General features: G+C 57.9%; 25 protein-coding genes. 14 read left to right on the top strand and 11 right to left on the bottom strand.

All coding sequences use genetic code 11. The annotated features are described in order from the left end of the window. From AC1ECN_RS26675 to AC1ECN_RS26665, 3 genes are all read left to right on the top strand, one after another. Complete coding sequence (locus AC1ECN_RS26675; protein ID WP_477954601.1) at positions 1–594, top strand: hypothetical protein; 594 nt, start codon at positions 1–3, stop codon at positions 592–594. Between the two features lie 9 nt (positions 595–603). Beyond that, a complete protein-coding gene (locus tag AC1ECN_RS26670) occupies positions 604–3,642 on the top strand; it encodes a type I restriction endonuclease subunit R (protein WP_477954599.1) in 3,039 nt (1,012 codons plus the stop codon). Positions 3,643–3,948: 306 nt separating this feature from the next. Then, positions 3,949–4,842 (top strand): LysR family transcriptional regulator, encoded by an 894-nt coding sequence (locus tag AC1ECN_RS26665; protein WP_477954597.1) that lies wholly within the window; start codon positions 3,949–3,951, stop codon positions 4,840–4,842. 17 nt (positions 4,843–4,859) lie between these two features. Here AC1ECN_RS26665 and AC1ECN_RS26660 read toward each other — a convergent pair whose 3' ends face one another. After that, positions 4,860–5,648: a carboxymuconolactone decarboxylase family protein gene (locus tag AC1ECN_RS26660; protein ID WP_477954596.1), complete on the bottom strand. Its 789-nt coding sequence runs from the start codon at positions 5,646–5,648 to the stop codon at positions 4,860–4,862. Positions 5,649–5,990: 342 nt separating this feature from the next. Between AC1ECN_RS26660 and AC1ECN_RS26655 the strand changes: the two genes are divergently transcribed. After that, the gene (locus AC1ECN_RS26655; protein ID WP_477954594.1) at positions 5,991–6,980 is read left to right on the top strand and encodes an aldo/keto reductase; all 990 of its coding nucleotides are present in this window, start codon (positions 5,991–5,993) and stop codon (positions 6,978–6,980) included. Between the two features lie 400 nt (positions 6,981–7,380). Here AC1ECN_RS26655 and AC1ECN_RS26650 read toward each other — a convergent pair whose 3' ends face one another. The 3 genes from AC1ECN_RS26650 to AC1ECN_RS26640 all read right to left on the bottom strand — a co-directional run bounded on the left by AC1ECN_RS26650 (position 7,381) and on the right by AC1ECN_RS26640 (position 10,011). Beyond that, the gene (locus AC1ECN_RS26650; protein ID WP_477954592.1) at positions 7,381–7,947 is read right to left on the bottom strand and encodes a TetR/AcrR family transcriptional regulator; all 567 of its coding nucleotides are present in this window, start codon (positions 7,945–7,947) and stop codon (positions 7,381–7,383) included. Between the two features lie 72 nt (positions 7,948–8,019). Next, positions 8,020–8,508, bottom strand: a complete 489-nt coding sequence (locus AC1ECN_RS26645) for a DUF302 domain-containing protein (protein ID WP_222335649.1) — start codon at positions 8,506–8,508, stop codon at positions 8,020–8,022. A gap of 57 nt (positions 8,509–8,565) precedes the next feature. Further along, the gene (locus AC1ECN_RS26640; RefSeq protein WP_477954590.1) at positions 8,566–10,011 is read right to left on the bottom strand and encodes an amidase family protein; all 1,446 of its coding nucleotides are present in this window, start codon (positions 10,009–10,011) and stop codon (positions 8,566–8,568) included. Positions 10,012–10,497: 486 nt separating this feature from the next. Here AC1ECN_RS26640 and AC1ECN_RS26635 point away from each other — a divergent pair, with 486 nt between their 5' ends. From AC1ECN_RS26635 to AC1ECN_RS26610, 6 genes are all read left to right on the top strand, one after another. Continuing rightward, positions 10,498–11,472, top strand: a complete 975-nt coding sequence (locus tag AC1ECN_RS26635; RefSeq protein ID WP_130800518.1) for a cupin domain-containing protein — start codon at positions 10,498–10,500, stop codon at positions 11,470–11,472. A 95-nt stretch (positions 11,473–11,567) separates the two neighbouring features. Then, entirely contained in the window at positions 11,568–12,221 is a 654-nt protein-coding gene (locus AC1ECN_RS26630) for a nitroreductase family protein (RefSeq protein WP_477954588.1), read from the top strand. Positions 12,222–12,253: 32 nt separating this feature from the next. Then, the gene (locus tag AC1ECN_RS26625; protein ID WP_222333962.1) at positions 12,254–12,799 is read left to right on the top strand and encodes a carboxymuconolactone decarboxylase family protein; all 546 of its coding nucleotides are present in this window, start codon (positions 12,254–12,256) and stop codon (positions 12,797–12,799) included. A 44-nt stretch (positions 12,800–12,843) separates the two neighbouring features. Next, the gene (locus AC1ECN_RS26620; protein ID WP_477954586.1) at positions 12,844–13,551 is read left to right on the top strand and encodes an FMN-dependent NADH-azoreductase; all 708 of its coding nucleotides are present in this window, start codon (positions 12,844–12,846) and stop codon (positions 13,549–13,551) included. A gap of 69 nt (positions 13,552–13,620) precedes the next feature. After that, the gene (locus AC1ECN_RS26615; protein ID WP_222333966.1) at positions 13,621–14,088 is read left to right on the top strand and encodes a DUF3788 domain-containing protein; all 468 of its coding nucleotides are present in this window, start codon (positions 13,621–13,623) and stop codon (positions 14,086–14,088) included. Positions 14,089–14,247: 159 nt separating this feature from the next. After that, on the top strand, positions 14,248–15,165 hold the full coding sequence (locus tag AC1ECN_RS26610) for an NADP-dependent oxidoreductase (protein ID WP_222333968.1): 918 nt from the start codon (positions 14,248–14,250) through the stop codon (positions 15,163–15,165). A gap of 374 nt (positions 15,166–15,539) precedes the next feature. Here AC1ECN_RS26610 and AC1ECN_RS26605 read toward each other — a convergent pair whose 3' ends face one another. The 3 genes from AC1ECN_RS26605 to AC1ECN_RS26595 all read right to left on the bottom strand — a co-directional run bounded on the left by AC1ECN_RS26605 (position 15,540) and on the right by AC1ECN_RS26595 (position 17,162). Beyond that, positions 15,540–15,839, bottom strand: a complete 300-nt coding sequence (locus AC1ECN_RS26605) for a hypothetical protein (protein WP_222333970.1) — start codon at positions 15,837–15,839, stop codon at positions 15,540–15,542. 59 nt (positions 15,840–15,898) lie between these two features. Then, positions 15,899–16,114, bottom strand: coding sequence for a DUF3072 domain-containing protein (locus AC1ECN_RS26600; protein ID WP_222018181.1), 216 nt, complete (start codon positions 16,112–16,114; stop codon positions 15,899–15,901). Between the two features lie 610 nt (positions 16,115–16,724). Next, entirely contained in the window at positions 16,725–17,162 is a 438-nt protein-coding gene (locus AC1ECN_RS26595) for a VOC family protein (RefSeq protein ID WP_222333972.1), read from the bottom strand. Positions 17,163–17,375: 213 nt separating this feature from the next. Here AC1ECN_RS26595 and AC1ECN_RS26590 point away from each other — a divergent pair, with 213 nt between their 5' ends. After that, positions 17,376–18,446, top strand: a complete 1,071-nt coding sequence (locus tag AC1ECN_RS26590) for a PAS domain S-box protein (RefSeq protein WP_222334201.1) — start codon at positions 17,376–17,378, stop codon at positions 18,444–18,446. A 20-nt stretch (positions 18,447–18,466) separates the two neighbouring features. On the opposite strand, the gene AC1ECN_RS26585 is transcribed toward AC1ECN_RS26590, so the two are convergent. Both AC1ECN_RS26585 and AC1ECN_RS26580 read right to left on the bottom strand, forming a co-directional pair. Continuing rightward, a complete protein-coding gene (locus tag AC1ECN_RS26585) occupies positions 18,467–18,910 on the bottom strand; it encodes a PPC domain-containing DNA-binding protein (protein ID WP_315855619.1) in 444 nt (147 codons plus the stop codon). 13 nt (positions 18,911–18,923) lie between these two features. Beyond that, a complete protein-coding gene (locus tag AC1ECN_RS26580) occupies positions 18,924–19,244 on the bottom strand; it encodes a plasmid stabilization protein (protein ID WP_222333976.1) in 321 nt (106 codons plus the stop codon). A gap of 147 nt (positions 19,245–19,391) precedes the next feature. On the opposite strand from AC1ECN_RS26580, the gene AC1ECN_RS26575 reads away from it, so the two are divergent. Next, positions 19,392–20,285 carry an SDR family oxidoreductase gene (locus tag AC1ECN_RS26575; RefSeq protein WP_222333979.1) on the top strand — a complete coding sequence of 298 codons (894 nt, stop codon included), beginning with the start codon at positions 19,392–19,394 and terminating at the stop codon, positions 20,283–20,285. 217 nt (positions 20,286–20,502) lie between these two features. Here AC1ECN_RS26575 and dinB read toward each other — a convergent pair whose 3' ends face one another. Continuing rightward, the gene (gene dinB / locus AC1ECN_RS26570; RefSeq protein WP_222333987.1) at positions 20,503–21,600 is read right to left on the bottom strand and encodes a DNA polymerase IV; all 1,098 of its coding nucleotides are present in this window, start codon (positions 21,598–21,600) and stop codon (positions 20,503–20,505) included. A 369-nt stretch (positions 21,601–21,969) separates the two neighbouring features. Further along, on the bottom strand, positions 21,970–22,173 hold the full coding sequence (locus AC1ECN_RS26565; protein WP_112511622.1) for a CsbD family protein: 204 nt from the start codon (positions 22,171–22,173) through the stop codon (positions 21,970–21,972). Between the two features lie 400 nt (positions 22,174–22,573). On the opposite strand from AC1ECN_RS26565, the gene AC1ECN_RS26560 reads away from it, so the two are divergent. Further along, positions 22,574–22,873 (top strand): cold-shock protein, encoded by a 300-nt coding sequence (locus AC1ECN_RS26560; protein ID WP_222333988.1) that lies wholly within the window; start codon positions 22,574–22,576, stop codon positions 22,871–22,873. A 165-nt stretch (positions 22,874–23,038) separates the two neighbouring features. Further along, complete coding sequence (locus AC1ECN_RS26555; RefSeq protein ID WP_222333989.1) at positions 23,039–23,590, top strand: YcxB family protein; 552 nt, start codon at positions 23,039–23,041, stop codon at positions 23,588–23,590. Positions 23,591–23,911 lie beyond the last annotated feature (321 nt).

Genomic DNA, 23,911 nt, shown 5'->3' with positions numbered 1-23,911 from the left:
ATGGCCCTGACAACCGATGCGTATTTCGGCCATATCAAGGCCTGTCTTAACCCAGACTTTATTCAGGATAGGGGCAATAGCGGCTCGGTAACGCTCAAGGAAAAGATTGACGGCCTACCGAAGCCTTTGACCGTGACATTCCCATTTGAGGGACAGGCCTTTTCGGTCAATCTCGATCTAAAGCCCACGAAGAAGGGTGATGACCCACGCCTCTTCCGCTTTCTCGACGACGACGCCAAGCCTTGGGCGCGCAAGTGCGATTTCGTTGTCTTTCATCGTATGTCGCTCGGCATTTACGCCTATCTGATCGAGTTCAAGTCAAACGGCATCGACCAGACCGGCATTAAGGCGCAGCTTGACGCTGGGGCGAACTGGCTGCGCTCCATGAAACGCGTTGTGGAGCATTACTTCGGGCATAGTCACTCGCTCTTTGTCCAGAAGTTCGTGTTCAGCTCGAATACAAATCCTGCTGCATATCTTGACGCAGACGGCAAGTACTTACGGGCCGATCCGGCCATTAGATTTTATCATTATGACGCCCTGAATGGACTCGCCCTCGGCGATCTCGAAAACAACATGGCTGACGAGATTTAGGAGGCGCAGATGAACAAACACACCGAAGAAAGATTTGAGGACGCCATTGAAGCCTCACTTCTCACCGATGGCGGTTATCTTAAGGGTGATCCTAAAAGCTTCGATCCGTTATTTGCCCTGTTCCCGCGCGAGATCATCGACTTTATAGCGCGCACACAAGAGGCCCGCTGGCAAGCGATCAAGGGCCTGCACGGACCAAAAGCCGAAGATGCGCTGCTCTCGGCGCTGTCGCGGGAGCTTGGCACCAAGGGCGCGCTGCACGTGCTGCGCAAAGGCTTCAAATGCTACGGCAAGACCTTCGACATCGCCTATTTCGCGCCGAATACAGGCATGAACCCCGAAGCACAGGCCCGCTATGAACAAAACCGGCTCACGGTGATCCGCCAGGTGCGTTTCAGCGAGCGCCGCCCGCAGGACTCGATTGATATGGTGCTGGCGGTCAACGGCCTTCCGCTCGTGACGCTGGAGTTGAAAAACCAGTTCACCAACCAGAACATTCAGCACTCCATCAATCAGTACAAATATGACCGCAACCCGGATGAGCCGTTGTTCAGGTTTAAGGAGCGTGCGCTCGTCCATTTTGCGGTTGATACCGATCTTGCTTTCATGACGACGCGAATTGCGGGCGGTTCGACCTTCTTCCTGCCCTTTAACAAGGGTGATCAAAACCGCGCTGGAAACCCGGCTGATCCGAACGACTACCGAACGGCCTATCTCTGGAAAGACATCCTGAAGGCAGACAGCCTGATGGATATTCTCGCGCGCTTTCTGCATCTGCAGGTGCAAGAGCGCCGTCGCGTCACGCCGAATGGCGTGAAGGTCGAGAAGCGCGAGACCATGATCTTTCCGCGCTTTCACCAGCTTGATGCTGTACGCAGCCTCGTCACCCATGCGCGCGACAATGGCTCCGGACACAATTACCTTGTCCAGCACTCGGCGGGATCAGGAAAATCCAACTCCATCGCATGGCTCGCGCATCGCCTTTCCAGCCTTCACGATGGCACTGGAAGTGACAAGGTCTTTCACTCGGTCATCGTGGTGACAGACCGCCGGGTGCTGGATCAGCAATTGCAGGACACAATTTATCAGTTCGAGCATAAGCAAGGCGTGGTCCAGAAGATCGACAAGGACACCAAACAGCTGACTCGTGCGCTTTCGAACGGTGTGCCGATCATCATTACCACGATCCAGAAATTTCCGTTTGTGGCGCGCGCTATCGATACGATGGGAAAGCAGGGTGAGACGGTTGAGCTGGATACGACGGGCAAACGCTTCGCGGTCATCGTTGATGAGGCCCACTCATCTCAATCTGGTGAGACTGCGACGGAGCTGCGCAAAATCCTCAACAAGTCCGGCATCGAAGATGCCATCGCCTCGGAATATCTCGACGAAGAAGAAGGTCTATCTGAGGGTGCCAAGACGGCATTGATCGCTGAAATGATGAAACGGCCACGTCAGCCGAATCTCAGCTTCTTTGCTTTCACCGCTACTCCGAAATTCAAAACGCAAGCCTTGTTCAATGAACCGAGCCCGACAACGAACCGACCGCCCTTCCATCACTACTCAATGCGCCAAGCGATTGRGGAAGGCTTCATTCTCGACGTTCTTCAGAACTATACGACCTATAAGCGGTTCTTCGGACTAATCCGAAAGATCGAGAATGATCCCGAAGTGCCAAAGCGCAAGGCTGCAAAGGCGCTTGGTCGATTTGTTTCGCTTCATCCCTACGACATTGGTCAGAAGGTCGAGATCATTATCGAGCACTTTCGCTCATCGAGTCGTCATAAGATTGGTGGACGCGCGAAAGCTATGGTGGTGACAGGATCTCGGCTTCACGCCGTGCGTTATAAGCGTGCCTTCGATGATTACATAAAGGCGCACGGCTATGATGACATCCGGTCTCTGGTGGCGTTCTCCGGCGAAGTTAGAGACGAAGCTGTTCCGGGCGTGAACTTCACTGAAGTGGGGATGAATAGCGGAATAAAAGAACGGGAACTGCCTGAGAAGTTCGCTTCGGACGATTTCAAGGTGCTGCTCGTCGCGGACAAATACCAGACAGGGTTCGATGAACCCTTGTTGCACACAATGTATGTCGACAAGCGGCTCGCGGGCGTTCAAGCCGTTCAGACTCTGTCACGCCTCAATCGAACTACCGCGGGAAAAGAAGACACGTTCGTGCTTGATTTTGTGAATGAGCCCGAAGAAATCTTCACGGCGTTCAAGCCCTACTATGAAGTCACCCCACCTGGGAAAGCGACTGATCCTCACCAGCTCTACGACCTTCAGCATAAGGTCGAGCAATGGCGCTTGTTCGACGATGGTGATGTAGATGCGTTCTGCAATGTGTGGTTTCGTCCACGATCCGAAACGATTGCATCAGAACATCAGGAGCTTAACTCGATCATCGACACCTCGGTCGAGCGCTTCAAGGGCCTTGATGAAAAAACACAGGAGGAGTGCAAGGCACACCTTGAAAGCTATCGCCGTCTATATGCTTTCCTCGCACAAATCATTCCGTACCAGGACACGAGCCTTGAGAAGCTATACGTATTTGTTCGGTTCCTMTTGAAGAAGCTACCACGACGCGACGACAGCGGACGGTTCGCTCTCGAAGAAGAAGTCGCCTTGCAATATTACCGACTTCAAAAGATGAGCGAGGGCACGATTAGCCTTGCTGACGGCGATGCTGAATCTCTGAAGGGGCCGACCGAGGTTGGAACGAAATCGACGAAAGAGGACAACGTTCCCCTTTCTGCACTGATCGACCGCCTGAACGAGCGATTTGGAACGCAGTTCACTCACACTGACAGGCTATTTTTTGAACAGGTGGCCGAAGCCGCAACTAGCGACGAAACTCTAAAAGCTGCTGCGGAGGTCAACAGTATGGAGAACTTCGCAATCGTGTTCGACAAGATGCTCGAAAGCCTCTTCATCGAACGCATGGAAGGCAATGAAGCAATATTCTCTAGGTTAATGAATAATCCGAAATTCCGTAATGTTGCCGGAGAACACTTGCTAAAAGAGGTCTACGACCGGCTGAAGAAGTAGAACTTTGTCGCGCATGCCAGAAGCCTTGTAGAGAGGCAAATCTCAATAAATCAGACATTTAGAACGCCCTTTTGACCCTGTCGAAGGTTCGTATCCGTTCAAGGCGATCAGCGCCTTCCAGAGGTCTTCTCAGTTCGGGGACCGCACACCCGAAGCTGCCAGAAGCGGCATTAAGATAACGCTGGCCATTCAGAAGAATTAGAGCTCCAGTTCTGCAGGGACTTATGCGTCACCCACATGAATCTCGGATCGCACAGAAACAGGCTTATGCTAGGATGAGCCCCGATTGATGCGAGGGTTCCATGAATGCTGCGTGAGAATGTCCACGACCTGCTCGCCTTTCTCGTCGTCGCCCGCGAACGAAGCTTCACCAAGGCTGCGGCGAAGCTGGGCATATCGCAGTCGGGTCTGAGCCACACCGTGCGGGGCCTCGAGGAACGCCTCGGCGTGCGCCTGTTGACCCGCACGACCCGCAGCGTCGCGCCGACGCCAGAGGGTGAACACCTGCTCACCACCATCGGTCCACGCTTCGAAGAGATCGAGGGCGAGCTCGTCTCCCTGACCGACAAACGTGAACGACCGGCCGGGACGATCCGGATCACCGCCGAGGATTTTGCGATCGACCATGTCCTATGGCCAAAGCTTCGCAGGGTGCTGCACGACTACCCAGACATCAAGGTCGAGTTCGTCATCGACTACGGTCTCGCCGACATCGTCGCGGAGCGTTTCGACGCCGGCGTCCGTCTCGGCGAAATCGTGACACAGGGAATGATCGCCGTTCGGATCAGCCCCGACCAGCGGATGATCGTCATCGGTTCTCCGGACTATCTCGCTCGCAACCCGGCGCCGATCGTGCCGCAGGACCTGACCCACCACAACTGCATCAATCTCAGACTGCCGACGAAGGGCGGGCTCTATGCCTGGGAGTTCGAGAAAAACGGGCAGGAGCTTCGGGTAAGGGTCGATGGCCAGATGACCTGTAACGGCATCACGCAGATCCGCAACATGGCGATCGACGGGTTCGGCCTGGGGTTCATTCCCGAGGGCCTCGCCCAGCCGGAGATCGATGCGGGAAGGCTTGTGGAGGTCCTCGGCGACTGGTGCCCATCCTATCCGGGCTACCATCTGGTCTATCCCAGCCGTCGGCAGTCGCCTGCAGCGTTCAATATCGTCGTGGAGGCCCTGCGCGAGCGCAGTTAGAGTGTCCACGAGAGCGATCAGCTCTGGCGCTTTTCGAAGACGTCMTTGACGACGGGAACCGCGGACATGATGTTCGGCCACCCGGCATAGAAGGTCAGTTGCGTCAGCACTTCGGAGGCCTGATCCTTCGTCAGTCCGGCATTCATGGCGCGTCCGAGATGATAGGTGATCTGCGCGACCTGGCCGGACGCGACAAGGGCCGTCACGGTAACCAGGCTGCGGTCGCGCGGCGCAAGCCCCGGACGAAGCCAGAGGTCCTTGAACAGAACGCCATTGGTATAGTCGACGACGCCCTGCGAGACCGGCCCGACATTCTGGGCGACGCTGGTAGCGCGTTGCGCGTCTGCCTGTTCGTCAAGCGGAAGTGGCGTTGGGCTTGCTTCTGGAATCTGGTCCGCTCCGATCCCGCGTGCGCCGAAGACGTCCTTGGCAATGGCCACCGCCGCGGTGGCGTTCGCCCAGCCGGAATAGAAGGCGAGATGCGTGATGATCTCCGAAAGTTCGGACGCCYCCACGCCGTTGTCGAGTGCCAGGTCCAGGTGGAAGGCAAGCTCGACCGTCTGGTTCCGCGCGATCAGCGCTGCGACCGTCACGACGCTGCGGTCGCGTGGCGACAGGCCGGGGCGTTTCCATAGGTCGTCCAGCAACGTGGCATTGGTGTATTTCACGAGAGCAGGGGAGACGGCCTGCATGTCGGACATCGAAACCGGCGGGACGGCAAGCGGGAAGGTGCGGTCGTCTGCGAGCGCCGGGGTCGCACCTGCAAGGGTCGCCGACAGTGCGGTTGCTGCGATATGCTGTTTCATGATTTCGTCCTTTACTTCATCGTCAATCCTCGGGCGACGCAGCGCCCACGCCGTCAGAAGGTGGGAGGCGAATTGATGAAGATTAGATCCCTGATCTTGATAGGACTTATGGGCAGCATGCATGAATCGCCAACGCTCTCGGCCTAACGCCGACGATCACCGTGTCGGCTTAAATGCAACGAGCCGCGAGACCTCTGTGTCCAGGCTCACAATCAAGCGCTGCCAATTGCCGTGATATATGCGGCCCGCCCATAACGCCTATCAATGCCGGCCATCTAATCCATCCGCCTTGGCGCACTATCTCATCGCGGACAAACCTTTCGTTCGCTTCAGGAGATCACCATGCAGAAACGAAAATTGGGCCAGGGACTGGAAGTGGCGGCACTGTCGCTCGGGGCGATGGGATATGGTAAGTCGCGCGACATCCCGGACAGGGACGAGATGATCACCCTCCTGCGCGGCGCCGTGGATCAGGGTATGGATTTCTTCGACACCGCGGAAGTTTACGGACCGTGGACGAACGAGGAGATGGTCGGCGAAGCGTTCGCGGGCATGCGCGAGAAGGTCAAGATAGCCACCAAGTTTGGGTGGAATATCGACCAGAGCACCGGCGAGCATCTTGGCGGCGTCAATAGCAATCCCGCTCAGATCCGAAGCGCCGTCGATGGCAGTCTGAAGCGGCTGCGAACCGATTACATCGACCTGCTCTACCAGCACAGGGTCGATCCTGACGTCCCGGTGGAAGACGTGGCGGGCACGGTCAAGGATCTGATCTCGCAAGGCAAGGTCCGCTACTTCGGTCTTTCGGAAGCGGGTGCTGGATCGATCCGCCGTGCCCATGCCGTACAGCCGGTTGCGGCGCTGCAGAGTGAGTATTCTTTGTGGACGCGAGATCCTGAGCCGGAGATTATTCCCACGCTCGAAGAATTGGGCATCGGCCTCGTTCCCTTCAGCCCGCTTGGCAAGGGATTTCTGACCGGAAAGATCGACGCCGGAACCACGTTCGGCTCGAACGACTTTCGGGGCCAGATACCCCGCTTCAGCCATGAGAACCGTAGCGCCAATCTCGCGCTCGTCGAACTGATCCGGTCGGTCGGAGCGCGGCATGGCGCAACGCCCGCCCAGGTCGCGCTTGCATGGCTTCTCGCTCAGAAGCCCTGGATCGTGCCGCTGTTCGGCACGAGATCGTTGACCCGGTTCCAGGAGAATATCGGCGCCTTGTCGGTCGATCTATCCAGAGACGATCTGAGCGCGATCGATGAAGGCGCTGYACAGGTTCGGATCGTAGGTGACAGGTACCCGGCGGAAATGATGAAGCTGTCAGGTCGTTGATGTTCGACCGGCGCGAGGCTCTTCAGGTGGCCATAAGAAACACATCTTCTCTGCCGCCGGCTAAAGGACCAACTCGTTCGGCTGCCATTGTCCTGCGCCGCGTCTCTCGCAGGAAACACTCCAAGCGTCGCCAATACCAATTAGCGGCCTCACGCATCGGATCATAGCTGTTTCACCTCAGTCTTCAGCAGAAATGGTTCTCGCCTTTGTCATGGACGGGGTTGTTTTTAGGAGGTCATCACCACCGCCCGCGCTGGGCAAGGGAAAAGACGTCAGCCGCTCAACTTCATTGGGGTGGACTCCTGATGAAAGGTTCGATGTTTCAATGGCTTCAACTCCGTGTCGAAGGTTTAATCCCCTCAATAGCTACGCTACCTCTCCGGCTGGTCCCTCACTCTGGCTATCTCTCTGCTAGGGCCAGTGCGGCTTGGACCCCACCTTCGATGATTTCAGCAGCCCTCGATGGATCGGAAACAGCTCGCGCAATCTGAAGTGTGCCGACCATCAGACTGAAGATTGCCATTGCGCTTTCTTGCGATGAGGACGAGGCTGGAAGATAGGACGCGAGCGCTTCGATATAACGCGCCAATCCATCCTCATAAGCCTTCCGAGTCGACTCGGGTTGACGCCCGATTTCAGGCAAGAGTGCGGCCGATGGGCAGCCATCTTCGCTACCTTGCAGATGGGCAATATTCAGATAGTCGCGAATGATATCTTCAATTCCAAGGTTTGCGGTTCGGGCCTGCTCCAAATTTGCGAGCTGATCATTCAGAGCGCTGACGACGGCCTCCTTCACGAGTGTCTCTTTTGAATCGAAATGCGGATAGAATGCCCCGTTTGTGAGGCCGGCCTCCGACATGATTCCTGCCAGGCCCGATGCCGCCGCACCTTCTCTGCGAAAACGCTTGGAAGCGACGTCGATTATTCGGCGTCGCGTGGTTTCCTTGTGACCCTTTTCAAAGCGCATCTATGTCTTCCGTAAATGGGTGGGCCTGTGCATTGCATTGTTCCCGCGATCAAAGCAGCGGTTTCCCACAGCTTACACGGCTGCGGATTCAAGCACGGCTTGCAGATCCTTATCAAGCTTTCTCGCGACTTCGTCGACGTCGCGGTCCCCGAACTGGCCGAAGGTGGAGATCGGCCGATCATACTCGAATGCGACACCGTCGCTGTCCTCGCGAAGAAGTACCCGGATAGGTGCATAGAGGCCGGCAGAGATGCGGTGGCGGGTCATTTTTGTCGCGGTAAGCGGATTGCCAATGTCGTATTGTATCGCATGACGCTGAAGACCGGCTACTTGGACCGCAGCACCATGATCTCGAAATCCGAAAATCGATAGCGCCGGGAGCGCCTCGAGTTCACGAAGCGCTCGGGTCGTTTCCCGATAACGAAGGAGCGTGAAGATCCCGTCGTCGATCCTGGGAACCATGCTTTCCAGATTCGACTTGACGGTGCCAAAGTCTTTGCTGGAGTGGATTGTAACGTGTTCTACTTCAATCCTCTGGATGTCGACCGCTTTGCTTGCCATTCTCATGGTCCTTCTACGTTGGGCTTCGTGATCTGTTCGTGTTGTGCTGCTTGCTCTTCAGAGAGACGAGATACCGAGTGCCTCCACCCGGCGGGCGAGCGACAGCAACCTACGGTCCCCGCCAAAGGGCGCATCGATTTCAAGGCCGATTGGAAGACCGTCGCCCACGTTGCCCATCGGGAGACTGATCCCAGGAAGCCCGGCACCACTTGCTGGGACAGTGTTCTTCGCCAAGGCAGCGAAAGTCACTTCCTGCCCTGCGATCAGAAACTGGTTTTCCTTTCCGATCTCCGGCGCCGTGCAAGGTGTCGTGGGGAGGAGAAGCGCCTCAGCCCCGCTTGTCGCAAAGGCGTGGCTGAACAGGTGCTGAAGTTTGGGCCGGTCATTGGCCAATACCGCGTTATAGCCATCGTCGGACAGCCATTTGGAGCCAGTTGGCAGAACATGGTGCTGCCACGCTTCCTTCAGACCCGGCTTGAGGTTCTGGTAAATCTCCTCGAAGGAGGTGGGAATAGCGTTCTCTTTGAGAAACGCGGAAATCGCGCCCATGGTCTCACGGAAGAAGATGCTCCAGGTTGTCGCGTCGGCGAGCGCCGAGAACTCTTCTCCGAAATCAATCTCGACGATTTCGGCGCCGGCATCGCGTAGTCTGTGAATGACGTTGTTGAAACGTCCCTCGACCTCGGGATCGATGAGGTCGAGATATTGCTTGGGCGCATAGGCGAATCTCACGCGCTTCAGGTCACCCAATTCGGTGGCAATCGGTGCAGGTTCCTTCGTGACGACCTGGTCGATGAGCTCGCAGTCTTCAACCGTGCGGGCGAACACCCCGGTCGTGTCGAGAATATGGGAAATCGGCGCGACTCCATTGCGTGGCCAACGCCCCGTCGTTGGCTTGAACCCAACCACGCCACACAACGACGCCGGCACGCGGATTGAACCGATGGTGTCCCCTCCGAAAGCTGCGGGCACGATGCCAGCGGCGACGGCCGCCGCGGACCCGCTTGAGGACCCACCACTGACGCGATCAGGAGCGCGAGGATTTTTCACCTGGCCATAGGGATTGTTGTCGCCCGTCAACCCGAAGGACATCTCGACGAGGTTGTTCTTTCCGAACACGATGGCGCCGGCTTGCCTGATCGCGCCAACCACCTCGGCGTCTTGCGTCGGCACAAAGTCCTTCAGATTGCTGACGCCAAGTGTCGTGCGCAGGCCGGCTGTCAAATAGCTGTCCTTGACACCTAGAGGAACACCGAGCAGGGGGCCGGATGCGCCCGCGGCTCGAGCCCTATCGGCTTCGCGGGCGGCGTTGARCACAGCCTGTTCGTCGATCGTGATGAAAGCCTTGAGATCCGATTGCTCGCGGGCACGATCGAGAAGTGCTTCGGCGTATGTCTCCGCCGTGAAGTCGCCGCTGTTCATGGCGCGCACAGCTTGCGCAACACCTAGCGCGGCCAAGCCATCGGCAACTCTGGTCTGGTCTGACGTAACTTCCTTATGCATGGGAATCCTCACACTTCATGGAATAGGAGGACTTGCCCGGGCTTGAGCAAGACGTCCATCCGGTTACATTATGATCATAATATTAAATTACGACCGTAATGCAATAGGCATTTTTGTGAACGGGCTTTGGACGGAGTCCCACGCCCATAAATGTGTGAATTCGCGACGGGGAACATTTTTGCCGAAATTTTCGTCGTCACCCGCGCAATTCCGCGAGAGCGGCGGCCTTGCCCCTCCATTTCGGCCGCAAGAGGTTTTCGTCATTGCCTGAACGCTGTCGATCGGCTGAGCGCCGGCCGTCGCCAACTTTTCGATTGTTTTCGATAGTCGATGGCGGCGTTTGATACTGTACCTCGTCCCGATCTGGACGCGCCGGTGGCGAGCTCATGATCGATGTCCGTTGCGGAACGAGGTTTGAACGTGGCCGAGTAGAACCAACGTGCAATTGCGATAAGATGTTGCATCAGTTCCGGTTCTTGAGGTCCAATGTCTGAAGTCGATTGGTTAAGCCATCTCCTGCAAATCGTCACTGTTACTGGTCAGCTCGAGGTCCGCTGTGCCTATGGTGCGCCGTGGCGCCTAGCCTGGGGCCGGGCGGTGGCGAACGAAATTCCCTACCACGTCATCGTCAAGGGGCGGGCCATTTTCGAGGACCTAGAGACGAGAACAGCAAGGGAGCTGGTGAGCGGAGATATCGTGTTACTGCCGCACGGTGCGGCGCATGTGATGCATGATGGTAGTGGGCAGACACCGATCCGCACACATCAAAGCGTGGGCTCAGCCGGATGGATGCTCAGCGAAAACGATGGCCAGGGCGAGCAACTGGATTTGCTGTGCGGACGGTTTTTCATTGCGCCGCCCCACGATCGACTGATCCGCAACTACCTGCCCACGAACCTTGTGGCGCGAACGATCGACGGCCTCGGAAGAGACGGTATCGGATCTGCTGCTACGGATCAGCTGGCCAGTCTGGTGGGGTTGATGCGAATGGAGTCCGCCGGCAACCGAGCGGGAGGGCGTGCTGTCCTCAACGCCCTTTCTTCCGCCCTGTTCACACTGGTGATGCGGGCAGCCAGTGAATCCGACAAAGCTCCCGATGGCTTGTTGGCCCTGGCCGGCCATCCTCGACTGGCTCCAGCCATTGCGGCCATGTTCGCCAATCCGGTGCACCCTTGGAAGCTGCCGGACCTGGCGGACATGTGCGGGATGTCACGCGCTACGTTCATGCGGCACTTTCAAGACAGGCTGGGTCGCTCCGCCCTCGATCTGCTGACTGATCTCCGGATGAGCCTGGCGGCCAATGAGTTGAAAAAACCGGCGATCAGCACCGAGGCTGTTGCCGAAACGGTCGGCTATCAATCTGTTTCGGCATTCCGCCGTGTTTTTACCGAGAGAATGGGAATGACGCCCGGGGAATGGCGCCGACAAGCGCATACCGGGCAGGCGCGCGCCGAGGATTGATCCTTTCGCGCATTCTATTGAGGCAATCCAGTCTCGATATTCTCACTGATGGCCGTAAATTGAGCTCCGTAATCACTTGATGAGGGAGCCACCCAATGAACGACTTCAGCCACGCAGCAAACCATCTGACGCCGACGAACGCCGTTATCGAAACCATCCTGAGCCGGAGTGCCGCCAAGTACTACGACACCACCGCAACACTGAGCGACGATGAAATCCGCGATCTGGTGCGGATCGGCACGGCCGCACCGACATCGTTCCACCTGCAGAACTGGCGGTTTATCGCCGTCCGTACACCTGACGCCAAGGCACGGCTCCATCCGATCGCCTGGAAGCAGCCCGCGATCCTCGACGCCGCCGTCACCTTCATCATCGTCGGCCAGTTGGCCGATGCCAGCACGATCCCCGCGCGTCTGGCGCCGGTCGTGGAAGCCGGCATCATGCCGGCCCATCTGGTGCCGGAATGGGAAATCCCCGCCCGCGGTCTGTATGACGATCAGCCGCAGCGCCAACGCGACGAGGCAGTGCGCTCCGCCACCTTCGGCACAGCGGCGATCATCTATGCGGCCCGCTCCTTCGGCCTGGGTTCGACACCGATGATCGGTTTCGACGCAGACGCGGTGCATCTCGAGTTCGGCCTGGCCGAAGACGAAATCCCGGTGATGCTGCTGACCGTCGGGCCGGAACGGGCCGGCAACTGGCCGCAGAAGCCGCGGATGCCGGTGGCCGACGTCCTCGACTTCGCCTGATTACCGATCCAATCTAAAAATAGGAGATTACAATGTCCAGAACCGTTGTTCTGACGCCGGAACAGGTGCCGGCGGAATCGAAACAGACCCTCGATATGTTCACCAAGAACATCGGGTTCACGCCCAACATGATGGCGGCTTTCGCGCAGAGCCCTATCGCGTTCAAAGCCTGGGCCAGCCTGCTCGGCTCCCTGAGCAAGGCACTCGACGTAAAGACACGCGACAGCATCGGCCTTGCCGTCTCCGAAGTGAATGGTTGCAACTATTGCCTGACGGTTCACAGCTTCACCGCCGAACATATGGCCAAGCTTTCGGCCGATGACATCATTCTCGCCCGGAAGGGCCATGCCAACGATCCGAAACGGGACGCCGCCGTCCAGTTTGCGCGCAAGGTCACCGAGACCCGCGGGCAGGTCAGCGACGCCGATCTGAAAGCCGTCCGCGATGCTGGCTATACCGATGCGAACATCATCGAGATCGTCGCGCTTGTGGCCATGTATTCCCTGACGAACTTCTTCAACAACGTGTTCGACCCGGAGAAGGACTTTCCCGCCGTAACACCAGCCGGCTCGATCTAAGCTTTCGCCTGCCGCAACCTTTTGAAGCTATTGGGATCATTGACATGAATATTCTCCATATCGATAGCAGTCCGCGTCAGGAATCGCATAGCCGTGCGCTATCGGCTGCGATCGTTGAAAAGCTTCTTAAGGTAGCGCCGGGCGCGAGAATTACTCGGCGTGACCTGGGGGCTGATCCCCTGCCGCAAACCGAAGCCCTTTACGCCGCCGCGTTGGCGTCGCCGGCAACGTTGGCCGCCCCGCCGATGGGTTCTCTGGATCTTTCCGAAGTGCTTATTCGGGAAGTCGAAGCGGCCGATGTGATTGTCATCGGAACGCCGATGCACAATCTGACGATTCCCTCGGTCCTCAAGGCGTGGATCGACCAGATCCTGCGCGTCGGCCGCACGATGAAGTCGACGCCATCAGGCAAGGTCGGAATGCTCCAGGACCGCCCGGTGTTTATCGGCGCGGCTTCCGGTGGCTTCTTCGCCGGTGAGCGAGCCAACCAGCCGGATTTTCTCACACCCTATCTGTCGCTGGCACTCAGCTCCATTGGGCTGCGGACGCAACAATTTCTCCCGCTTCAAGGCACTGCCTTCCTGGATTGGAGCCAGGCGCCGTTAGCGAGGGACAAGGCGCTCACTGCTCTCGACCTGACCGTCATGAGAGAGTTTCGAGCCGCTGCCGGTCGCCCTGCAGCGCTCTCGAGCATTGATCGGCCGTATCGCGATGCGCCTTTGCTTTCGAGAGCGTCGCCGGGAGCTTTTTGAGGGCGTGCCATGGTTGCACCCGCATCTTAACCTCCGACCTCCGCCGAACCATGAACATGAGGCCTTCAGATGATTTTACCTACCAATACACTTCCCCAAATCGGCGACAGGATCGCCGACAAATCAGCACCGCCCGATGACAGCGCCGTCCGCGAATGGATCGGAGCAGAGGCACTCGAGCATTGGGCCGAACTGCGGAACTGGATCGACGAATTCTACCCAGGAGTTTTCGCGCCCGACTGGCTCTACGGTGGCAAGAACCGCGGTTGGTCCTTGCGCTATAAGAAAACGAAGGCGTTCACCACCCTGGTGCCGGAATACCGGCGGTTTTCGGCTGTCGTGGTTATGGGCAGAGCGGAACGTGAGAAGTTCGAGGAGCGGCGTTATGTTTGGCGCCCGCAACTGGTCAAGCTTTACGATGAAGCCAAAACATATATCGACGGAAAATGGCTGACGCTTGCCATCTCTTCGGCAGACGATCTGCATGATGTGACGGACCTTCTGACGATGAAGCGCCCGCCACCGCCGCGCAGTTAAAACCGAGATAAGACGGGCTTGCCGCGCGGCATCAGACAGGAATTCGATAAGGTCTTCGCGAAAGACGTCGAACCGATAACGAGTTGCGCGAGAGATCGAAAAGACCTTCCGCGCCTGCAAATTACCCCAAACCAACAAATATCCAAGGAGACAATTCCCATGAAAGCGATCGTAGTGAACGACCAGGCTGCGGGAACAGCCGGAATGACGCTGGTGGAGCGACCCAAGCCACAGGCAGCGATAAACGACGTCGTCGTTGAGGTCCATGCTGCGGGGTTCGTCAACACCGAACTGGATTGGCCTTCGACCTGGACCGATCGAACCTTTCGTGACCGGACGCCATCGGTCCTCGGCCATGAGTTGGCGGGTGTGGTCACCGCGCTCGGCTACGGCACCACCGGCCTGTCGATCGGTCAGCGGGTGTTCGGCCTGACTGACTGGTATCGCGACGGCACACTGGCTGAGTACGTCGCTGTGGAGGCCCGCAATCTCGCGCCGCTGCCCGGCAGCGTCGACTTCACGGTCGGCGCAAGTCTGCCGATATCTGGCCTGACCGCATGGCAGGGACTGTTTCAGCATGGCCGCCTCCAAGCGGGGCAGAGCGTACTCGCACACGGCGCGGCTGGCGCCGTCGGCTCGATCGTGACGCAGCTTGCGCGGGAAGCCGGCGCCTATGTCATCGGTACCGGACGCGCCCCTGACCGCCAGAACGCGCTCGACTTTGGTGCAAATGAATTCGTCGATCTCGAGAACGACCTCCTGGAAGACATCGGCGGCGTCGATCTGGTGTTTGATGTCATTGGCGGCGATGTTCAGAAGCGGTCCGCGGCGCTGATTAGGGCYGGGGGAACGCTTGTGACAGCCGTCGGACCGACGGATATTCGGCCTTCGGATGGGCTGACGGTCGACTTCGTCGTCGAGGCTGATCGTACCCAGCTATCCGAGATCGTTCAGCGGGTCCGGGACGGAAGACTGCGGACGAACATCGGCAAGGTTTCAAGCCTGGACGATGCGGTCGCCACCTTCAATTCGACGGAGCGGCGCGCTGGAAAGACGGTCATTCGCGTTCTCCCGTGAGGCCGCTGCGAGAATAAGGATATTCGTGGGGCACATAACCCCGCCGTATCTTCCTGACGGATTGGCCGCCATGTGCACTCCCTGGAGGATTTCCTCCAGGGAGTGCACATCGCATACAAGCTCCGCATCCTGTTGCCTCAGGCTTACTCGGCGAACGAAGCGAATGCCGGAACGGAGAGGTAGGCCTCCGGGTCAACTGACAGGATAGGAGACCGTGCAATCTTCAAAAAAACACCTCACGCGGACGGCGGTCTGCGACCGTCTGTTTCCCGACGAACCGTTACTGCTAGATGAGCATGCCTCCCTGCCATCATGCATCCCAGGTTTCCTTCGGAGAAGCTGATGTCCGCGAATCCCGAGAGTTGCGAAGAAATTCACAGGCGTTCGATCGGGGTTGCGCGGATGAGAATTTCCTCCTGACGGAAGCGAGCCTCCAGTTCCCTGCGGTAAGAGGACCACCAGGAGCGGTCGATATCGTCAGTCATCACTTCGGCCACGACGATACGATCGCGCTCGATGTCCCCTCCGTCCTCCCACAGACCCTCGGCGGGAGAGTTGATGTGCAGGGTGACCCCACCAAACTTCTCCGTGAGTTCGTCGCGAACCAGGTCGAGGTTCGTCCGATTCCGACGACTATGCGCCACGGGAAGCAAGATTTCGACGAGATAGGGCATGCCCCGAAAACTGTCAGAGCAACCGGAAGGTTCCGGTTTATGCACGACTACATGCTAGATCAGCTAAGGCCGAGTTCCTGTTTGAGCTCGTCGATCCGTTTGGAGGCTTCGGCTTTCGAGATGTCCTCAGCGTAAGCGTTTGGCTTATGCGCCTGTTCCGAAAGCGTCTTCAGGTAAGATCGCTGGGCGCCGGTTATCGGCTCGTCGCCGCTTACCCACTCATCTGGATCTTTCTGGGTGTTGGAAGTCGTGTCTGTCTTCGGGTTGTTGGTCATGGAGAACTCCTCTCTTGTTCCCTGAACGTTCTGGCTCTCGTCAAGTTCCGGAACCGGAAGGCGAGCCCGATGGGATTTCCGGAGCGCAACCGAGCCCTCCTTGGCGCACTACGCTCGGAAAGGACTTTCCCCCGCCGGATGATGTGATTGAAGCAACAAAAATGGCACAGGCCGTTTATTTGCCAACGACCCGGTGGAAAGTTGTTTCGCGGTTCGATATCGATCTTCCTGTCCCTGGAGATGCGGAAACTTTCCTTCGACCGACCCGGCTTTAACCGCCGGGTCTCTTTCGATCGCGCCGTACGACACGCCACCGAACTGAAGCAGGGCTCGTCGCGAGTTGAGACGATCATGCTACCCGAGGGGCTTCGTCTGGAGCTGGAGGAGCAGATCGACTTCGTTTCCGGAAATCCGTCGCATCGCGCAACCCAGGACAAAGGGTCGCGATTTTTAAAGGGCGGCTTCAACCGACCGTGGAACATTCCGCGTCGTTCTATGAGCTCGAAGACCTGTTCCCGACCTTCGGGGTCTAGGAGTCCCTTATCGGCCAGCCATTTGGTCAGGTCGCTTCACACCATCACGCGGATAGGCCCAAGGCGAATTTCTCTGCTTACCCGAGCTCCTCGGCAAGGCCGATGAGAAGACCCTCGGGTCCGCGGATGTAGCAAAGCTTGTAGGCGTCCTCATATCGGACGACATCGCCGACAAGCTGGGCGCCGTGCGCGCGCAGTCTCTCAACGGTCTCCTCGACGTCATCGACTGTAAACATGGCTCGCAGATAACCAAGCGCATTCACCGGAGCGTTCCGATGATCCGCAACGATTTCAGGTCTGAGGAAGCGTGAAAGCTCCAGCCGGCTGTGCCCGTCCGGCGTGCGCATCATGGCGATCTCCACGTGCTGATCGCCCAGACCAGTAACACGACCGGCCCATTCGCCCTCGATCGTCGCGCGGCCTTCGAGTTCGAGGCCCAGCTCTTGGAAAAAGCCTATCGCCACGCCAAGGTCTTCAACGACAATCCCGATGTTGTCCATCCGCTTGAGCGCCATTCCGCCTCCTCCGATTTTCGGTCCGATCCTTCGAGGACGTGGTTGAACCATCGATCCCGACATCGCTATCGAAATCTTTAAGAAAAATTTCGGATGGCGTCACCCTCATCAGCTTTCGGGCTTTTATTGCTGGTGTTTGCCGAATATCGTCGGCGCTGCGCCAGGTGGCTTGACCGTTTGGCGTCCAAAAATGCATTGATTGACGGGGGGCAGATGTCTATTTCCAATGACCAAGAGCGCGAGGGGCAGGCGAAGTACCCTGTGCTACAGCCAGGGTCTGACATAGACGCTGTGCAGGCGGGACATATTGCTGCAGCGTTTCTTGCGGCGATCGTCGAGTCTTCCGACGACGCCATTGTCAGCAAGACTCTCAACGGCATCATCACAACCTGGAATAAAGGCGCCGAGCGCCTTTTCGGCTATGCGGCGGACGAGGCTGTCGGCAAGCCGATCACGATCGTCATTCCACCCGATCGCCTCGACGAGGAACCGGCCATTCTCGCCCGCATCCAGGCCGGCGAGCGCGTCGATCACTTCGAGACCATACGACGACGCAAGGACGGTAGCCTGATTGATATCTCCCTCACCATCTCGCCTATTCGGGATGGCAACGGAATGATCATCGGTGCATCGAAGATTGCCCGCGACATCTCGGAGCGCAAGCGAGCCGCCGAGCACCAGGAACTTTTGCTTCGAGAAATGCATCACCGGGTGAAAAACCTGTTCGCTATCACTGGCAGCATCATCACCCTTGCAGCAAGGACGGCAAAGACGACTGCCGAGCTGGCGGCCGGGATGCAGGACAGATTGGTCGCTCTGTCCCTGGCGCATGAGATGACATTGCCAAGCCCGAACGGTGAGGCGACCGGCGCACCGCAGACCACCCTGTTCCGGCTTCTGTCCAATATCCTCGCTCCGTATGAGCGCGACGGTGCCAATCGTTGGCAGCTGACCGGAGATGACATCGACGTTAGCGGCAACAAGATCACAGATTTAGCGCTGCTGTTCCATGAGTTTGCAACCAATGCCGCGAAATATGGCGCTCTGTCTGTGGAAGAGGGGAAGCTGGATATCGCAGTGACGAAGAACGGCAACATCGTGGAAATCGTCTGGCTCGAAAGCAACGGTCCGCGGCACGAGCCGCCGGAGACACATTCGATCGGTTTTGGAAGCCGGCTCGAGCAGATCGTCGGAAAGGGCCTCGGGGTCGATATCTCGCGCGAGTGGATGCCGAACGGACTCGCGATCCGACTGTCCGTCCCAATCGGCGCTATCAGCGATTAAGGCAGCGAGCCAGCCGCGCCTTAACCGGCCGGACCGAGTTGCAGGACGTTGGCGCCAATCGACGCGTCGGTCGCCCGTTCCAGGCGGTCTGATAGGGTTCTCACGTGGATCTCCATCGAACCGCGCCCGACCTCTAACGCCAACAGGTGACCGCCGACCGCTGCAAACGAAGAGTTACCTGCGGCTGCATGCAGATGCGGCAGCGGCTTTCCATCCTTCCAGGCAAGCGAGCCCGTCAAATTGGTCACTTCAAGGTTCTCGTAGCTCTTCGGTTTGAATTCGCCGGCTTCGAAATCGAAGAAGCCGAAGGTGATATGACCTGCGAATCCGAAACCAGAAAGCATCGCCGAAGGTATATCTTCGTCGACCATCAGCGCTCCGAGGCAGGCAAGCACATCGTCTCCCTGCCTTAAGACCATCAGGAATCCGTCAGGTGTTGGGATGTAGCGTTGCTGCTCCGTCACGGAACACGACCGATCAATGATGGGCGCTGTGCGCGGCGTTCCGCTTTCGCGTCGCTGCCGCCTTCTTTGCCGAAGCCGACCGGTCTGCGGCCGATCGCGACGCTGCCGCCTTGCCACCTTTCTCGCCGCCTTTGTGGGCTGCGGGATGACCGGTATGCTTGCCCTGTCCGGAACCGCCGGCCTTCTTGCCGCCGCCATCATCCTTGTTGACGGTTGCCCAGGCTCGGCGCTCGGCTTCGTTCTCGGACAGGCCACGGTCTTCGTAGCTTTCGGCGATGTGGTCTGCCTTGCGTTCCTGTTTGTCAGTGTACTTGGACTTGTCACCGCGGGGCATGTCATTTCCTCCGTCGTTGATAATCAGGACGAACGGTAAGACAGAAAGTTTGTTCCGGGTCCGGTGACGCTACGGGAACAATGGGACGAAACGGGCGTTCGCAGACAGTCATTTCGCATCCAATTCGCAAAATTAGTAGGTGTCACAATGAGCGACAAAACCTTCCTGAACGATCCCCGCAAGCTTTATCCCGCACCGCCTTTTCCAGACCAGCCGCAACAGGCGCCTGGCCTCGCGCGCAAGATGGATCCCACGCCGGATCACGGCGAGGAGAGTTATCGCGGGTCGGGAAAGCTCACCGGCCGCAAGGCACTCGTCACCGGCGGCGATTCCGGCATTGGCCGTGCTGCAGCCATCGCTTTCGCTCGCGAGGGCGCCGACGTCGCCATCGCCTATCTTCCGGAAGAAGAGGCGGATGCAAAAGAAGTGATGAGCCTTATCGAAGCGGAGGGACGCAAGGCCGTCGCGCTCCCAGGCGACATCAAGGACGAAGCATGGTGCCGCGAGCTAGTCGAGAAAGCTCTCTCCGGCCTCGGCGGTCTCGATATCCTCGTGATCAATGCTGGCCGCCAGCAGTACCGCGAGAAGATCGAGGAGTTGTCGACGGAGGACTTCGACAAGACGATGAAGACCAATCTCTATGCGCTTCATTGGATCGCACAGGCCGCCGTGCCCCATATGCCGGCCGGATCTGCTGTGATCACCACAGCCTCAATTCAGGCTTATCAGCCGTCGCCGCTCCTCCTCGACTACGCCACGACCAAGGCCGGTATCGTTGCTTATACGAAGGCCCTCGCCAAGCAGCTGATCGAGCGCGGCATTCGCGCCAATGTCGTCGCGCCGGGACCCGTCTGGACGGTTCTCCAGCCGAGTGGCGGCCAGCCGGACGAGAAAGTGAAGAACTTCGGCAAGGACAGCGACTTCGGCCGACCCGGTCAGCCGGTCGAGCTGGCTCCCGTGTTCGTCCTGCTTGCGTCGCCAGAAGCAAGCTTCATTAACGGCGAGGTATATGGTGTCACCGGCGGCAAGGGCGTCGCCTGAGCGGATCGACCTCACAGGATGTCGGCCGCAATCTGCCGCAGGAAACCCACACGTGTTTACCGACGCAATCCGGGAGGCGAACACCGCTTTTAATAGCGGCTTGTCGACACTTATTGCAGTTTCTCCTTGATCGCCTGGCCCAGGATCGTCAGCTGCAACCTATGACGTGAACGCGGGATGTCTAAACTGCTTGTTGTTTTCTCCAGCCTATTCGACATTACAAATCGAAACCGAGCTGTGGTTGTTCCTCGTCATCCGCGCTTGGGTCATTGGTGAGAGACGACAGAGTGACGCCGAGAAGCCGGACCGGCAGCTTGAACGGGTAGACCGTGGTCAGCAACGCATCTGCGGATTCCAGGACATCTGAGACGTCAGAACATGGCTGGGCGCTTGTCCGACTGCGGGTCGCCCGGGTGAAATCCGAATATTTCACCTTGAGAGTAACCGTCTTGCCGCTGATACCGTTGGCCGCACAGTGCCTCCAGACCTTTTCCGCAAGCGGCGTCAACTCGGTCCTTGCCCGCTCGAGGTCGTCGATGTCCTGAACGAAGGTGTCTTCGGCGCCGACGGATTTCCGGATCCGGTCGGGGCGGACCTGCCGTAGGTCGACACCGCGGGCTATACCGTAAAAATAAGGACCGGATTTTCCGAAATGCTCGGTCAGGAACTGCAGTGACTTCGATTTCAGGTCGGCCCCTGTCTCGATCCCATGTTTCTTCATCCGTTCGGCAGTCGCCGGTCCGACACCGTGGAATTTCTTCACAGGCAGCGCCTCGACAAAGCCGGGGCCGTTCCTCGGTGTGATTACTGCTTGGCCGTTCGGCTTGTTTAGATCGCTCGCCATCTTGGCAAGGAACTTGTTGTAGGAAATACCGGCCGAGGCGTTAAGCCCGGTCGCCTCCTTGATCTTCGCTCTGATCTCCAGGGCAATCTCGGTGGCGATCTCCATACCTTTCAGGTTCTCTGTGACGTCGAGATAGGCTTCGTCGAGTGACAGCGGCTCGATCAGCGGCGTGTATTGCGCAAAAATTTCCCGGATCTGCTGCGATACTGCCTTGTAGATGTCGAATCGCGGCGGCACGAAGATCAGGTCCGGGCATTTGCGGGCCGCCGTGATCGACGGCATGGCAGAATGGACACCGAATTTGCGGGCCTCATAGCTGGCGGCCGCGACGACCCCGCGCGCGGCGGATCCGCCAACGGCGAGTGGTTTGCCACGAAGCTCGGGGTTGTCGCGCTGCTCCACCGACGCGTAAAAAGCGTCCATGTCGACATGGATGATTTTTCGGATCGGTGTCTGGATCATGACGTTCATGGCAAAGTGTCAAGGGTGGCTATCGGGAACAAAAAAAGAACATATCAGCTTCCATCAACGAATCCAATCTCGTCCGCTTCGTTTCGCTTGCGGGACGAGATCACGGTGCAGGAGGAAAACCGCGGCCGCTGATTCGTTTCGCGGGGCTGTATCTGCTAGGCGCGTCACACCCTTTTGCCACGACAGTCGGTAACGAACTGATTAGCCCGCGCTTGGGCGCAGCTTCGATCGCGGCACATGATCGTGGGGACGGAGATAGGGTCGCGGAGCGACCTTTGAGGTAGGGCCCCATCTTCTCGTTCTTGCACAGTACAGCGCACACGAAAGAGCCGCAGGTTCAATCCTGCGGCTCGGTGATTTGTTGAACCCTTACCAAGTTTGGCGACCGTACCAGTCATCGATGTCCTTGGTGGCGCGATCCTTCTCGTAGCCGTAACGCTCCTGGATTTTGCCTTCGAGCTGATCGCGCTTGCCGGCAATCACGTCGAGATCATCGTCAGTGAGTTTGCCCCACTGCTCCTTGACCTTGCCCTTTACCTGTTTCCAGTTGCCTTCTACGCGGTTCCAATCCATGTCTGCTCCTCCGATATTGGTGGTGCGGAATAAACGTTGTTGCACGGCCGTCTGTTCCGCAAAACCACGCGAAGCAGTCTGGTTTCCACCGCGATCAGGACGCGGATCTTCGGATATCTTGAGGAATACCTACGGGCGTGCGCCAAGGCCAGGACAAAGATGAAACCGACTGCTCGCCCCATCCGCTTCACCGCAAGTCCCGCTACCCGTTTTGTTGCAGGCGGAGCATCCCCTATGACGAGCTCAAAGTGATCGTCCTTGGCGTCATCTATGGCTTGTCCTCTCGTTGAAGCGTGACCAACTTCCAGTTCTGACCGTTTCGCCGGCGAGCCTGACGTCGGTCTCTTGCGTTTATGAATGGCAACTGCAAAATGCCGCGACCAAAGGAGAGAGGTCATATATGCCCAGCGGCAAGGTGAAATGGTTCAGTGCAGCCAAGGGATTCGGTTTCATCTCGCCTGATGACGGCACCGCCGATGTTTTCCTGCATATTTCAAAGGTTGAGGAAGCCAGTCTTCCTACATTGGAAAGCGGTACCGCGCTTCAGTACTCTATTGGCTCGCGCAACGGAAAGATCTTTGCCGAAGGTCTATCGATCGTTTCCAAGCCAAAGGCGCGTCGGCCGGAGCTTGGATACGATGGAGTGAGTTCAAACTTCGAGACGGAATTTGAGAAGGAATGGGGCCTTCGACGGCAATAGCGATTTTGACCGAGCCCATGGGCGCCTGATAGCCGCTCCAACGTTCATCCAACAGCCGGCTCGCATCGCTTAACCTTTAGTCGACCAATTCCAGTTGTTCGAGCGGCGCCGATAATTTATCGGTGATCGTGCTCCGGAGAGTTCCGTTCCCAGCTGAGTATCCAAATGCACACCGACCCTCGATTTAAGATCACTTATACGCTTACTGCATGGGACTATGCTGCAATGGCCCGGGCGCTCACACGCCGTCCCTGGCAACGCAGCATAGTTACAGTGGTCCTTTGGCTCTTTTCCGTCTGGTGCCTTCTGGTTTTTTACACGGATCTATACAATCCGGTGATGATGGTCAGCGTTGTGGTCGAAAGCGGTTCCTGGCTCTGGGTTTTCGGATGTATCGGCTTGGTCGGGCTGTTGTCGCTAGCCACCCATTGGCTAGCCTGGGGGGCATCGTTTCTATATTACCGGCAAATTGCATCAGCCAACGCAACCATTACCATGACCTTGAGCGACGATGCCGTGCGAGTGACGTCCAGCGTTGCGGATTCGACAGTGCCCTGGACGACTGTAAAGCGCGTCATTCGGGAGAAAAGCTACCTGATGCTGCCGATCTCCAAGCGGGAAGCCTTCATCTTGCCAAGGCGCGGCTTCGAGACCGAAGAAAGCTTCAACGACGCCTGGCGGTACGCGAGCAAGCAGATATCAGCGGGACTGGCATAGCTGTAGCGAATGCTGCGAATGCAGGCAATGTTCGGCGGTTCATGGATATCTCCTCGTTTGAACCGATGAGCAAACTGCGATGGCGACTCGACGTTCCGATGTGGTCGAGCGGTGCGATCTGCGCAGGTTATAAAAAACTGACCYCGATCACTCCTGCTCGGTCTCAACGGTGGCGGCCTGTCGACGGTGAAATCAAGCTGCATCGACTCTTGAATTCGATTTTTTCACCTCCTAGCTCATCGGCGATCGGGGCTGACGAGCCCCGTCGTTTCCACGTCTGTATGGAGTGAGACCACATGGAAGAGAGCATCAATATCATCC

The sequence above is a fragment of the Rhizobium sp. 01N447_2 genome, assembly GCF_056399245.1.
The sequence above is the reverse complement of the archived record's forward strand: the minus strand, read 5'-3'. Positions and strand labels throughout refer to the sequence as shown.